The organism is Psychrobacter sp. PL19 (genome assembly GCF_017875835.1).
Classification (GTDB): domain Bacteria; phylum Pseudomonadota; class Gammaproteobacteria; order Pseudomonadales; family Moraxellaceae; genus Psychrobacter.
The window spans coordinates 1,846,916-1,860,569 of sequence record NZ_JAGING010000001.1 but is presented as its reverse complement, the minus strand read 5'-3'; the positions used below and the strand labels follow the sequence as shown (position 1 = coordinate 1,860,569).

General features: G+C 40.3%; 9 protein-coding genes and 1 pseudogene. 3 read left to right on the top strand and 7 right to left on the bottom strand.

Going from position 1 to position 13,654, the window contains the following annotated elements; translation table 11 throughout:
* Window positions 1-8: 8 nt before the first annotated feature.
* From H4W00_RS07610 to zorA, 3 genes are read right to left on the bottom strand one after another with little or no spacing between them, the layout of a single operon-like run.
* Entirely contained in the window at window positions 9-1,430 is a 1,422-nt protein-coding gene (locus tag H4W00_RS07610) for an EH signature domain-containing protein (RefSeq protein ID WP_209956957.1), read from the bottom strand.
* Window positions 1,431-1,435: 5 nt separating this feature from the next.
* A complete protein-coding gene (gene zorB1, locus H4W00_RS07605) occupies window positions 1,436-2,167 on the bottom strand; it encodes a type I Zorya anti-phage system protein ZorB1 (protein ID WP_209956956.1) in 732 nt (243 codons plus the stop codon).
* Between the two features lie 18 nt (window positions 2,168-2,185).
* Window positions 2,186-4,252 carry an anti-phage ZorAB system protein ZorA gene (zorA, locus tag H4W00_RS07600; protein ID WP_209956955.1) on the bottom strand — a complete coding sequence of 689 codons (2,067 nt, stop codon included), beginning with the start codon at window positions 4,250-4,252 and terminating at the stop codon, window positions 2,186-2,188.
* An 884-nt stretch (window positions 4,253-5,136) separates the two neighbouring features.
* Between zorA and H4W00_RS07595 the strand changes: the two genes are divergently transcribed.
* Complete coding sequence (locus H4W00_RS07595) at window positions 5,137-6,216, top strand: alpha/beta fold hydrolase (protein ID WP_209956954.1); 1,080 nt, start codon at window positions 5,137-5,139, stop codon at window positions 6,214-6,216.
* Between the two features lie 472 nt (window positions 6,217-6,688).
* Here the strand turns inward: H4W00_RS07595 and H4W00_RS07590 are convergent, their stop codons facing one another.
* The 3 genes from H4W00_RS07590 to H4W00_RS07580 form a co-directional block, all read right to left on the bottom strand.
* Entirely contained in the window at window positions 6,689-7,192 is a 504-nt protein-coding gene (locus H4W00_RS07590; RefSeq protein ID WP_209959052.1) for a flavin reductase, read from the bottom strand.
* Between the two features lie 150 nt (window positions 7,193-7,342).
* The gene (locus H4W00_RS07585; protein ID WP_209956953.1) at window positions 7,343-8,401 is read right to left on the bottom strand and encodes a methionine synthase; all 1,059 of its coding nucleotides are present in this window, start codon (window positions 8,399-8,401) and stop codon (window positions 7,343-7,345) included.
* A 54-nt stretch (window positions 8,402-8,455) separates the two neighbouring features.
* Window positions 8,456-9,448: a DUF1852 domain-containing protein gene (locus H4W00_RS07580; RefSeq protein ID WP_209956952.1), complete on the bottom strand. Its 993-nt coding sequence runs from the start codon at window positions 9,446-9,448 to the stop codon at window positions 8,456-8,458.
* Between the two features lie 240 nt (window positions 9,449-9,688).
* On the opposite strand from H4W00_RS07580, the gene H4W00_RS07575 reads away from it, so the two are divergent.
* Together H4W00_RS07575 and H4W00_RS07570 are read left to right on the top strand one after the other, a co-directional pair.
* Window positions 9,689-10,405, top strand: a complete 717-nt coding sequence (locus tag H4W00_RS07575) for a 3'-5' exonuclease (RefSeq protein ID WP_209956951.1) — start codon at window positions 9,689-9,691, stop codon at window positions 10,403-10,405.
* Window positions 10,406-10,791: 386 nt separating this feature from the next.
* Window positions 10,792-12,636 carry an autotransporter domain-containing protein gene (locus H4W00_RS07570; RefSeq protein ID WP_209956950.1) on the top strand — a complete coding sequence of 615 codons (1,845 nt, stop codon included), beginning with the start codon at window positions 10,792-10,794 and terminating at the stop codon, window positions 12,634-12,636.
* A 579-nt stretch (window positions 12,637-13,215) separates the two neighbouring features.
* Here H4W00_RS07570 and H4W00_RS07565 read toward each other — a convergent pair.
* Window positions 13,216-13,464, bottom strand: a pseudogene (locus tag H4W00_RS07565) (IS630 transposase-related protein); the annotation flags it as partial.
* Window positions 13,465-13,654 lie beyond the last annotated feature (190 nt).

Below are 13,654 nucleotides of genomic sequence, written 5' to 3'. Positions count from 1 at the left end.
ACTACTCTCTAATAACGTCTTTTGTATTTTGGACTATTAGATTGATTAGAAAAGACTCCCAACTCAGCAAGTTTTTCATCAAATCTAGCTTCCCAGTTTCCTGAATGACTTAAACTCATTCCTCGACCAGAATCACTTTTAAAGACTGAATGCGGTTTGTTCTTTAATTCAAAAACAGTTATGTTTTTCTTATCAATATTAAAGGGTAAATTACTATATCCATAACAAGCATTTCCTGTATCTGAAAAATCAACAATATGGATGTTATCGATTTTAAGTAGAAAGGCATTATTACTAGCAGTAGATCCTACAAGATTTTTCAGCCTACCACGGTTGAGCTCTATAAACTTTCTATGTTCAGCATGTCTAGATTGTACGGCGGCTGAACCTAGAAATATCTGAGAAAAAGAGATTTTGTCGATAAACTTTATCCAATAATTAAAACGATCGACATCAGCTGTATGGCTGAATAATTTAAAGAAAGCCTCTAAATCTGCTCTTACAAACCACTGAACAACCATTTTTCTAGTATCTGGGTGTACATTTCGCCAACCTGCTGATGAGTCGTATTGCGGGTTACCCCATTGCGTCAAACAAACACTCTTTAAAGCTTCGTGCACAAGTGTGCGTTTTGAAGTAGAAGCATAACGTTCAAGTAAAGCCGTTAAAATAGCTGTAGTATAAATTGGATTCTTTTCGAGGAGAAGTAAGAAACGCGGTATCACCTTAAAGTAGTCATCTTCCTTCATTGTCTTGACTGACTTGATAGATGAGCTTACCAAGCTATCCCAAAACCAGCTATTAGGAGCAATGCTTAAGCTTTCTAACTGACTACTCACTCTGCTGTCATCGCTATTGTGTAAAAAGTCACGAATAAATCTTTTGGAAGGATCTAGCGAGAGCACTTCAGGATGATCAGTTAACGTGGTAAGCCATTTTTTAGGCCTAAGAGTGGCTCGAAACAACGTAGAGCGATTGGTATTTAAGATATTCCTGAGCTGAATCCAGTTATTGGGCCGTTTATTTATCTCATCTTGTTCTACCGCAAAATAACTATAAAGCAGAGGGAAATAAACAACCTTTAGCAGCTCAGGATCAATTTTATTAAATTGTTCAATGAGCTCGCTACCTTTGAAAGTGAAAAGTATTTTGTCCTCATAACTTAGCAACTTCTTACTGAGTGACCAAGCTAGATTCTTCCAATCGCGTTTTGTGAGATAGTCTTTACCCTGCTTTTCTAATTTTAAAATTGAGTTAACAATTTTTTCTTCGATAGGCTGAATACTCTCCATATCATCAAACTTACGTTCAATGAGCTCTAATGTCTTAATTAACTTGTTCGGTTTGACAAATTTATTATGTATTTGGGCAGGCTCAGAGAAATTATCGACACTCTGATTTAACCTTTGCTTTAAAATAGCGATACTCATCACATTCACCTTGCCAGCTGACAGGTTTCAATAGGGGCAGAGACGAAAATCGGCTGCGCCTCAGCACTTTCTTTTTCTTTTAAGCCATAAAACTGCATTCTTAGTTCTACACGACGTGAAGCTTCTTTACTGTCTTTTGCCGCATTGAATGAGACGCCACCAGCCAAAAATAGCTGTTTGATTTGATTTTTTTGCGCGTCAGTTAAGGTAATTTCTTGATTGAATGTAGGATCCAATAAGCTACACATCACCCACTCCGAACGGCGTAGACTCAAATTCAAGTTATATAAGTATGATCCATCGGTATCTGTAAAGCCCTCAATCACAATCTGTTTAAACCATTTTTTGCCGTTTTCACTATTGGCAGCTTCCAAGACAACAGGGACCAAAGCACTTAAAGCCTTTATACCCTCTGAATTTAAGCGGTAATCATTGTACCCAAAACGGCCTGCTTCACCAAAATTTATACGGTTCTCTTTACAGTCTACGGTGATGAGCTGATTCTTTAAAGTAGGGTCGTCTTTAATACTAGTACAAATATCTAAGACCTCTGAACTCCGCTCTTTCTCCGCTTGTGTTGCTTCGTTAATTTTCTTAGTAACTACCATTAATGATACTGCCATCACGACTAAAAACAGTGTCATGAGAGCTGTCATTAAGTCAGCAAATGAGATCCAGAAAGGCTTTTCACCCTCATCCTTTGAACGAGGCTTCTTAGCGTACCTATTACCAATCATTATCGATACACTCCCGAATTAGCGTCTGGTTTTTTGCGTAAGGTCTTCAAGGTCTTCAACCACATTTCCTAGACCCTCAACACCTGTTGCAAGGCGTTTAACGGCTTGATCAAGTGTGTTATCAAAAGACACTAACGAATGATTTAGACTACTTTCAACGGAAGTACCAAAGCTATCAAAACTCTTCACTAGAACATCACTAACTTCTGCTAAATATTCTTGCATTTCCATCTTGACTTGGTTTAGAGCTGTCGTCATATTCTTCATATCATTAAGCATTTGACTACTCATGCTAGCTTCAGACTTTGACTGCTGAATGAGACTTTCTAGTGTTTCAATTGCAAGATTAACGCTGTTTTGAGAGTTCTTATAATCTCTTATTAACTCAATAAGGTTACTGCTGGCACTGGTCATATTGGTTGACGTCGTATTAACCTGTGCAATAAGCTCTGAGGTTTTACCAGTCACTGTGATTAGTGAGCTGCCAGCCGTCGTAAACTGTTCAGAAGCTACACGCATTTTTTCCGCACCACTATTCATACCAGTGATGCTATCAGTAGTCACTTGAGATAGTTTTTGGATATTTTCTTTATGACTCTGAACCGCATTTTGACTATGAACAATCAACTCTTTAATTTCACTGCCTAAGTTATCAATCAATACAGAGGACTGCTCATGCAATTTTTGTTGATTATCTGATATTTGGCGATCCTGCTCGATACGTTGCTCTGCGACATTTGATAGCAGGTCTGACATTGAAGTACCTAAACCTGATACAAGCTCTGAAACCTTACTGTTTAACTGCTCAACAGCATATAACCCTTGATCACCAATTTTAGCCGAACCCGCAGATAGATTCTCTACCATTTCGTTCATTTGGGTAGACATCTCATTTTGCTTTTGATGAATGTCCTCCATCATTGCCGCCATTTGGGTCTCTAACGTTTTAGTTGAGACTTCACTGTTGGTTTGCATATCAGTAATTAATTGGGAGAAACCTGACTGCATCTCACGCATTGCAGTGACAGACTGAGTCATCATCTCACTCATACCTGTCATTTGACCGCCAAACGTCGTTTCCAGCTTACTCATGAATGCAGTTAGCACATCAGTCATAAGCTCTTGCACAGCCGAACCTTGATCACCGCTGACCTGCTGCACGCTTGAGGCAATCTTATCTAAAGGACCTTGCAAATTATCTGTAATGGATTCACCAATTTGGGTTGCCATCGATTGACTTGTTTGAGCATAAGAGTCACTTAACTGATTCGCAAGGGCAGCTTGATTTCTTTTATTCTCTTCGACCAAATTAGTCATCATGGCTTTTAAGTCATTAACCAAGCTATCTTTAAGCTGTCGAGCATTCACCTCATTGGCTTGAGAGGATTTGAGTAATTTGGCTAAGTATTCCTCACCACTGTCATCGGCAGTAAAGGCATTATCAATGGCGGTATTTAAACGTTGTAATTGCGCATAACACTGTCTAAGCCATGACTTTTCACGCCAAGTAATCAGCATTGCGGTGGTGATAGCCAACGCAGATGCCATAAAGGCTTCTGCAACCCCTGTTAGTAACAAAGCCAGACTGTCTTGAACCTTATCAGGGTCACCCGCAGGGTCAAACGCCCATAATCCCATCAATAGACCTGCGAAAGTCGCAATAATACCAATACCAGTAATTAGACCTGGCAAATGCTTATAAAAATCTACTTTTAATGGAATATCCACAATGATGGATTCCGTGAAAAATACATCACTTGGTACCGTTGCCCGAGAATGAACTATATTAGCTTCACCATCTTCCGTTTCATAAATATCATGAAAGGTCTTTTTATAGTTTTTCCAAGCTTGCTCTAAAGAAGGGTTATCTACAAAATTGGCGTCCAACGAGTCTTTATCAACATTAGATCCTTCATTAAGCTTGTCGATATCATTAACTAATTGTGACAGCTTATTACTCAGTGATTTAGCTGGTCTTGTATAAAACCACCAAAATATAATACCGATAACCAAAACAAAAATAAGCATTGATAATGGCAAAACAAAGAACTTTTGCGAAAGTTGCGCTAAACCTAACAAATCCATCAATACCACCTATATGCATCAAAGAAAAGATTGAAAGTTTTACTATTCGACCTGTTATATCCAGATTAGAGTTAGCTCAATCCCATGGTAAATATTTACATCGAAAAATATCTATGACAGCAGTCCATATCCATAATTACAATCTGTAACTTACAAAGAGAGAATAGTAACATAAACAAATGATTGACAGCTAATACCTAGGAAATAATAGACAGTTTTGAGAGTTCGTAGCTATGATAGATATAATGAAATAGACCATCTTCAAGAGTATTTATCAAAGCTCACTACCTTACAGTCCTGACTTGAATCCTATCAAAAAGAAGTAGCCTCAGCATATTCATTGGCATTGATTTGATAATAATTAAGCCTGTTATTAATGACCGTTATAAAATCAATATTTTGGGGGTTGTTAGCTTACTGATTACTTCTAGTTGTTTGGGCGGCGTCCAGACAAGATCGTTATTTTCAATGGCCATCTGATATGCCCACTGACTTACTCGTTCAGAGGTATCTTGATTACTCACGAAGCCTTTAACAAGGCGCTAACCATAATATCTATTATGACTAGAAATGATTACTACCGTTAAAGCCTAGTTCACGAAACCTAAGAAACGGTAGTTTTACTGGCGATATATTTTTCAAATATCGTTCATGCTATTCATGTATATCATAGCATCAAACAAATTTACTTTTTTTAGCGGCTCAGCACTACCAACCTTTGAGCCGTGCTGAGCAAAACGTAGACTCAACTTTGATAAAGTTAAACAAAACCTAGAGTACCAGATTAGGTGGTTCTAATTCTTAATGATAGTATTAGTAGTCCAGTCAGGCTGTAAAAGTCTGAAAAATGATAGGGAAATCGATCAAAAAAGGAGAGGGACATAATGCTATTAGACAATCCGTTTTATACGCAGGAAGTACAAGGAAGGTATGACTTATACTCGATAGGACCATTCGAGCTTGAGGAAGGAACTGTTATTCCCGATCTAGAGCTTGCAGTCGCAACTTACGGATCTTTGAACGCAGATAAAAGCAATGCTATTCTCATTCCAACCTGGTTCGCTGGGACGCACAGTGTTTGGGAGCAGTCTTATATTGGTCATGGCCGTGCTTTGGATCCAGAAAAGTACTTTATTATCGTGGTCAACCAAATCGGTAACGGTCTTTCAACGTCGCCTCACAACACTCAAGATAAGCTTATTGCCATGTCTCGCTTTCCAAAAGTGCGTATCAGTGACGATGTTCGTGCGCAGGAAAAACTACTACGAGAAGTTTTTGATATTGATAAGCTAGCGTTAGTTGTTGGTGGTTCAATGGGGGCACAGCAAACTTGGGAATGGGCTGTTCGATTCCCTGAGCGGGTACTAAGGGCAGCCCCTATTGCTGGTACTGCTCAAAATACGCCACACGACTTCATTTTTGCGCAGACATTGATGGATGCTATTACTAGCGACCCTGGTTTTGCTGATGGTGAGTATAGCTCACATACTGAAGTATCGGATGGGCTAGAGCGTCACGCTGACCTTTGGGCAGTGATGGGTCTTTCGACTGACTTCTGGAAAACAGAATATTGGCGTAGCATTCAACCTCTAATTGAGGGACAAGGTTATAATTCTTTTGAAGAATTTCAAGAAGGGTTTTTGCGTACTATATTTCGAATGATGGATCCCAATGCTCTTTTGATAATGGCTTGGAAGTGGCAACATGGTGATGTTGCTCGGAATACTGATGGTGATCTTAAAGCAGCACTGGGTCGTATTACCGCAAAAACCTTCGTAATGCCGATAGACCATGATATGTTTTTCCCAACAGCGGATTGTGCAGCTGAGCAAGCATTGACTCCAAATAGTGAATTAAGAGAGTTGCATACTGTCACTGGACATTTAGGCTTATTTGGCTTTGATCAAAGCTACCTTAATGAATTGGATCAACATCTAGCTGAACTACTGAGTATACAAGTATAAAAGAAAATGTCTCATCAGCTAAAGCCAGATAATATTTCTATTGTCTGGCTTTTTAAGTCTTTATCAAATGATCGTATGCGTCTAGCTTTTCTTCTCTGTATTCGGTCTATTATGAAACCTTACAGAATTTTGAAGGTCTTGGTTATCATTAATGCCTTCAGCAATGTCTTCAGCAAGGTCTTCAGCATTTTTATAATCATGGATAATACAATCTAGTTGTTCGGGGATATGGTCAAGGGATACTTACTACATAATTTGGTTTAATTTTATTGGCGTAGGCTGGTTTTTTAGCCTAGTTTTTAGTTAAACGTTAGAATTTGATAAGTGCCATGGTATACGGAAATTCTATTTAAAGAATTTCCCTTGCAAAGTTATGAGCTGGGAAAAAGTAAAGGTCTGGGAGACCTTTATCCTAGTGCAAGAGAAAATTTATAATTTTCTAGCAGTGCAATTTTTTAACGCTTCTCATAACTTAAGCAAATTGCCCTTGACCCACTTGATGATAAGCACGATTAAAATAAACCAGACTGTCCTCTTGTCCGCCCTGTTGTTCAGAATGCTTGATGGCGACAACACGACACATAAAGATACTATGCGTGCCAACTTCCTGAACGTGCTCAATCTCACAATCAAAACTCACCAACGCATCTTCTAAAACAGGAGCACCTGTTGCTAATTCAGTCCAAGAGCCGTGTTTAAAACGCTCTTCTGAATCTAATTTCGATGCAAATGCATTGGATATGGGTTCATGCTGTGCGCCTAGCACATTGACACTTAAAATTTTATTGTCAATAAAGTGGGCATGTGATCGAGCTGTATGATTCATACAGACCAGCAAGGTTGGCGGTGTATCTGTGACGCTGCAGACCGCAGATGCCGTAAACCCATGAGCACCAGAGGTGCCTTGTGTGGTGACCACATTGACTGCGGTCGTTAACAAAGACATTGCATTTCTAAAGTCAGTTGCTTCAATCATATCTTTAATCATTGCTGCAATCCTAAATTTGATTATCGTTTGTTTCTAGATGAAGCTAGGGCGACTTGATGGTCTAATCAAATGTGTTCAATCAAACCGAACGCAGTAACCGGTCACATCTCTTGAGATCGGTAAGTGCATTGATAAGTGCTAGGCAGTCAATTCTTTACGAACGATTTGGGCGCCTGCACTTAAAGCACTCAACTTGCCTCGTGCAACTTGGCGAGACAAAGGTGCCATGCCACAGTTGGTCGAAGGATAGAGCTTGTCAGCATCAACAAATTGCAGTGCTTTGCGTAGTGTATTTGCCACTTCTTCAGGGGTCTCGATATCATTGTTTGCCACATCAATGGCACCGACCATTACTTTTTTACCGCGAATCAATTCAAGCAAATCCATGGGCACATGTGAGTTTTGACATTCAAGTGAGATAATATCAATCTTAGATTGTTGCAGTTTAGGAAACGCTTTTTCATATTGGCGCCACTCTGAACCCAGTGACTTTTTCCAATCGGTGTTGGCCTTGATGCCATAGCCGTAGCAAATATGGACCGCCGTTTCACATTTTAAACCTTCGATGGCACGCTCTAAAGTGGCAATACCCCAGTCGTTCACGTCATCAAAGAACACATTAAAAGCCGGTTCATCGAATTGGATAATATCAACACCAGCCGCTTCTAGTTCTCTCGCTTCTTGATTGAGTATGATAGCAAATTCCCAAGCCAATTTTTCACGGCTTTTATAATGACCATCATATAGCGTATCAATCATCGTCATCGGGCCTGGTAGTGCCCATTTGATAGGCTGTTTGGTTTGCTGACGTAAAAAGGTAGCCTCTTCAACAAACACAGGCTTTTGACGGCTCACCGCACCAACCACTGACGGCACACTGGCATCATAGCGATCACGAATTTTTACGGTCTTGCGTTTCTCAAAATCTACGCCATCAAGATGCTCAATGAAGGTGGTCACAAAATGCTGACGGGTCTGCTCGCCATCACTGACAATATCGAGACCTGCATGCACTTGTTCCTGCAATGACAAACGTAGAGCATCTTGTTTGCCTTCAATCAATTGCTCGCCTTCTAATCTCCAAGGTGACCAAATGGTCTCCGGCTCTGCCAGCCAAGAAGGTTTCGGTAAGCTGCCAGCAGTTGATGTCGGTAATAATGTTGGTTTCAGTAATGGTGTCGGTAATAATGTTGTCATGTTGATTCATCTTTTATATTTTGGTTTTATGTTTTATTTTTATATTGAGGACAGTTAGGCGGCGTGTTTTTTGACAGTGTAGTTTGCAGCCCATTCCTCAAGAATGGCTTGGTAGGGCTTGATAAACTGTTCTTCAGTAAATTTACCTTGAGTCACCGCCATCTGACCGCGCTCGGCACGATCATACACAATTTGAGTCAGTGAATAATCTTGGTACTTCAAGCTGGGTTGATACACTTGACCTGCTGTAGAATTGGCATTGTAAATTTCAGGCCGGTAGATTTTTTGGAAAGTTTCCATAGTACTAATAGCACTGATCAGCTCAAGATCAGTATAATCACTCAGCAAATCGCCCGCAAAATAAAACGCTAAGGGCGCAGCACTATTTGCGGCCATGAAGTAACGAACGGTTAAGCCCATTTTGTGAAAATAGTCATCGGTTAATGAATAGTCATCTTGTTTGTATTCAACCCCTAAGATAGGATGTTGATTGGTGGTACGATGATAGGTTTTACTGGTTGAAACACTGATACAAATCACTGGTTTTTTATTAAAGTTGGCTTTGTATGCGTCTGAGTTCAATAAGTATTGAAACAATTTACCATGTAAATCACCAAAATGCTCTGGCGTTGGTGATGCTAAGTTTTTATTGCTATGTTCTGATAGTAATATGCTAAAGTCATAATCGCGCACATAAGACGAGAAACTGTTGCCAATCATACCGTCAATACGGGTATTATATTTATGGTCAACAATCGTTGTTTTCAACGTCTCAATTACCGGGAACGTATTACCATTGCCTTCAATGTCCATACCTGCAGAAATGATGTCCACTTCGACAGAATAACGGTCTGCTGTCGGGTTGTCCCAATGCGCCAACGCGTTAAAACGATTGTTTATCATTCTTAAGGTTTTGCGTAAGTTTTCTTGACGATGCTCGCCACGAGCCAAATTTGCAAAGTTAGTCGTAAGACGTGTGCTGTCTGCAGGATGATAGTTTTCATCAAAACGAATGCGCTTAATTGAACAGGTGAATTCTTTACTCATGGTGATCTGCTACCCTAATTATCCGAGATAAAACCAAATTTCTGTATGTGATAAATCATACCTGAACCAATACATGAATAAAAACGACTTAACTTAAATTAAAGATGAATAAAATTCATGTTAATAATTTTATGGTGTGAAAGCAGATTGGATAGCGGCAATTTTGACGACTTACTTAATAAACCATTAAACCTATAACAAACCAAAACCTATAACAAGTCAAAGCGACCAAGGCTAATTATGAGTACTTATATACTGGACACAGAAACGACAGGACTAATTGAACCGCACATGACGGAAGCGGCCTACTCTATTGTTGCGATAAACGGTGGCAAGGTAGCTGTCTTGCAGGATCCGAGAGCTAAGCGTTTTAATCCGCTTAAAGAAATTACTTTAGGGTCTATGGCAACATCGCATATATGTGATGAGAATATTGCGGATGCGCCCCCTCATACAGATTTTAAATTACCCAGTAGTGTTGAGTATTTAGTTGGCCACAACATTGATTTTGATGTGCAGGTCCTAAAAAATGCTGGCGTGACTCACACACCTAAGTTGATATGCACTTTTGCAATGGCTGCCCATCTTCTGCCGACACTTGATAGCCATAAGTTAGTCGCTCTACTCTATTACTTCCACCGAGATGTCGCGCATAATCAAGCAAGGAATGCGCATACAGCTATCGCTGATATTTACTTCACTCAGCTGGTGCTTGGTAGTCTGATTGACTTGGCTAATAGTCAAGGTCATGCCATAACTGATGTAGATAGCTTATATGAATTTAGCCAAATGGCACGCATACCTACACATTTGAGTTTTGGTAAACATAAGGGTGTCGCTATTGCAGATCTAGCGACTAATGCTGATGGTGCAGGCTATCTTAAATGGTTGCTCAAACAGGATAATGTTGATCCTTATTTAGCTCAAGCTTGCCAGCAAGTATTAGAGTCGGTGTAAATATACTTATGCAGTCAGTTTTTATAGTACGGGAAGATATTTTTCCTGGGTAGCTGGGTGAGCATCCGGATTTGGATTACTATTGATAGCGCTTAGCTTACCAGATTTATTTCTAACGTTTCTTCAGCATATATCACTCTTACCAACTCAAATATAACTGCATAGCAATTTTTATTAAACCTCTTAAAAAAGTGCTATTCCGTTGGCCTCCACTAACGGAGTTTCGAGGGTTAGCGACGACTTATGGACGAGATATATTATGTATTAACCCAGCTCAACTCTCATCCAACTTATATTCGGCTTGGCAGTTAAATAGATTGCCAGTTTTTTTAAAAGCAGTTACAATTCCTTAATAAACCTGCTACATTCACGACAAGGAAGTCGCTATGCATCGTAATATCGCTCGATCTATCACTAGCCATACCACTCTCAAAACCCTAACCAAAAGCATGCTTGCCATCAGCCTATCTATCGCTGGTGTTGCTCATGCTAGCGAGTATAGCAGTGTCACATTCTTTGGTGATAGCCTGACCGATGGTGGCTATTTTAGTCCAATTATTCCAGGTGGCGCTCAATTCACTACTAACCCTGACAATACATGGGCGACGTCATTTGCTGAGCAACTCGGTACTACTTCTGTTGCCAATACTCTCGGTGGTGCTGAAACCGGCAATAACTATGCTATTGGCGGTGCAAGAGCTGGCGTAGATGTCAGTAGTACTATTCTTTCTGCAAACAGTCGAGTTAATGGTTACTTGGCTAACAATCGCGTAGACCCTAATGGACTATATGTAGTATGGGCAGGTGCAAACGACATAAGGGAAGGATCTGAGGCTAGAGATGCAGCAGTAGCTAGTCAAGTTGAGACGGTTCAAGCGCTCAAAAATAATGGCGCAAACTATATCTTAGTGCCTAATATTCCAGATTTTGGTTTAACTCCAGATGCTATTGCTGCTGGATCTGCTGCTCAACAGGATCTGACTTTTATTACTAATCAATATAACCAAGCAATGCTTAGCAGCGTGGCATCTACTGGCGCTAATATCATACCGCTAGATACCTTTAGCTTATTACAACAAATCGTTGCCAACCCTTCAGCTTTTGGCTTTACCAATGTTACCGATAGAGCTTGCGAAACGGATAGCTCATTGACTTGTGGGCGCGATGACCTTGTTGACTCAGGTGATAGTGATATCTCAGATGCTAATGAAACGTATGTTTTTGCCGATGGTATCCATCCTACAGGTCGTACACATCAACTGATTGCTGACTATGCCAATGCGGTCGTGACTGCGCCAAGTCAAATTGGCGTGTTGCCACATATCGCCACCAAAGTAGGCCTGGCGACCAATGAGCGTTTGCAATCACACGTCAATCAATTGCAAAGCAGCGAGCAAAGAGCGGCGCGTACAGTATGGGCCACAGGCGAAGTTGAAAACCAAGATATTGCAGGTTTTGAGAGTGACGGCAATGCACAACTATTGGTAGGGGTAGACTTTGCGCATGCCAACTTAGCAAATGCGGTCACTGGTCTCTACGGCAATATTACTCGCAAGGATTTTGACAATTCAAACGTCTCTTCAGGTCTTAGCGATATCGGCATTGATGAGATTGGTTTTGGGATTTATCATACTAATACTCTCGAACAATTCGGCGGTGTACAGCTTAACGGTGCTATCGGCTTTGGCTCTATGGATGTTGATGTAACTCGTACGGTTAACCTTGGTGGTAATAGACAGAACTTTGACTCAGATGCTGATGGCAAGCGCTACTATGCCAGCTTGCAAGCGGGCTATCCGATGCAAATAAGCAGTATCAACATCACGCCTTATCTTGGCGCTACGGTAAACCGCGTCAAAATAGATGCCTTAGAAGAACAAGAGATGTCCGGTATCGCCATGCAGTTCGATGAACAAAAATATACCACTACTTATGGTAAGTTTGGCGTAAAAGCACAGCATACCTTAGCTGACAACCTCAATATTTTTGGCGATGTACACTATCAAAAGCGCTTAAGTGATGATTGTGATGCGGTTTCAGCGCGTTTAAACACCGTGCAAAACATTAGCTTTGACACTCCTACTATCGAAACTGACGATGATAATTTTGCGATGACCCTTGGCTTGTCTCGTAACTTTGGTCTACTTAATGCCAATGCAGGTATCACCCATTCGCAAGGTGATGATGACGACTCAACCAGTGTGTTTGTCGGACTTAGCGGCGCATTTTAAGTAAATATGTAGTTGAATACTAAATTTTATATTTTCAATCCTTAAATTAACGTATGAAGTGCAATTTCACCGCCAAAGTGCGATTGCACTCATGAACTATATACATATAAGCCTAGGGGGACGATATCAGATCTATGCTCTTAAAAAGGCAAAGCACAGCATTAGATTTATAGTAGACGAATTAAATCAAAGTCCTAGCATCATATCAAAAGAGACCAGGCATAATATAAGCCTGCGTGACTACCAAGCAAAGCGTACAGACGATAAGGCCAAAACGAGGCATGCAAACAACGCCTTCACTATTATCTCAAACGTCTTGGACTGGATAGTTGCTGAGCTCAAGTTACAGTGGCGTCCGGAACAAATGGCGGGTGTTCATAGTAGACTTAACCACATGAGTCTCTATAGTGAAAGCAGTTATAAATCACCATACAGCCATGAGACTTAAAGCTACTTTCGTCAAGATAAATGATGAGTCTATCGTCACGCTCAAATTGTTTTAATTGCTCAGCAAAGAGTAAACGTTTCTCTTCATCCGCCTTTGGGTGAGTTAAGCTCTTTTTTTTGAGTAATACCGATTCATTTCAAGGCGATGCCAATGCCTCTTTGAATGCCGTTAAAACAACGAGCTCGTTCATACTGATAGTCATCAGGATAAGCCTCTACGTCCGCTCTAAGCTTGTCGTCATTGATTTCAGTAGGAATAGATTTGCGTTTCTTACGCTCAGGATATGTTTTCCAACGCTGAATAATGTTGGTGCTGATTTGATGCTCTTCTGCAAGTTGCCGAACGCTATCACCTCCTTCAAGTTTGCTGAGTATCATTTGTCGGTAATCTTTTTAATGGGCCATATTATTCACTGTAGCGGATTGTGGTTTCTTTTACTATAGGTTTGATGCTAGTGCACCTAGGCCTTTTTTTTACCTACTCTTTGAGATTGTACTTCATGTGTTAATCTAAGAGACCGCCAAAATTTTGTTGCAAATAATTGTAGATATACTATTCTAAATTGGCACG

What these genes read in the sequence shown, in the direction of transcription:
- zorB1 (WP_209956956.1), bottom strand. Translation starts at nt 2,167, where the DNA reads ATGATTGGTAATAGGTACGCTAAGAAGCCTCGTTCAAAGGATGAGGGT.
- H4W00_RS07580 (WP_209956952.1), bottom strand. Translation starts at nt 9,448, where the DNA reads ATGAGTAAAGAATTCACCTGTTCAATTAAGCGCATTCGTTTTGATGAA.
- zorA (WP_209956955.1), bottom strand. Translation starts at nt 4,252, where the DNA reads ATGGATTTGTTAGGTTTAGCGCAACTTTCGCAAAAGTTCTTTGTTTTG.
- H4W00_RS07590 (WP_209959052.1), bottom strand. Translation starts at nt 7,192, where the DNA reads ATGATTGAAGCAACTGACTTTAGAAATGCAATGTCTTTGTTAACGACC.
- H4W00_RS07575 (WP_209956951.1), top strand. Translation starts at nt 9,689, where the DNA reads ATGAGTACTTATATACTGGACACAGAAACGACAGGACTAATTGAACCG.
- H4W00_RS07610 (WP_209956957.1), bottom strand. Translation starts at nt 1,430, where the DNA reads ATGAGTATCGCTATTTTAAAGCAAAGGTTAAATCAGAGTGTCGATAAT.
- H4W00_RS07595 (WP_209956954.1), top strand. Translation starts at nt 5,137, where the DNA reads ATGCTATTAGACAATCCGTTTTATACGCAGGAAGTACAAGGAAGGTAT.
- H4W00_RS07570 (WP_209956950.1), top strand. Translation starts at nt 10,792, where the DNA reads ATGCATCGTAATATCGCTCGATCTATCACTAGCCATACCACTCTCAAA.
- H4W00_RS07585 (WP_209956953.1), bottom strand. Translation starts at nt 8,401, where the DNA reads ATGACAACATTATTACCGACACCATTACTGAAACCAACATTATTACCG.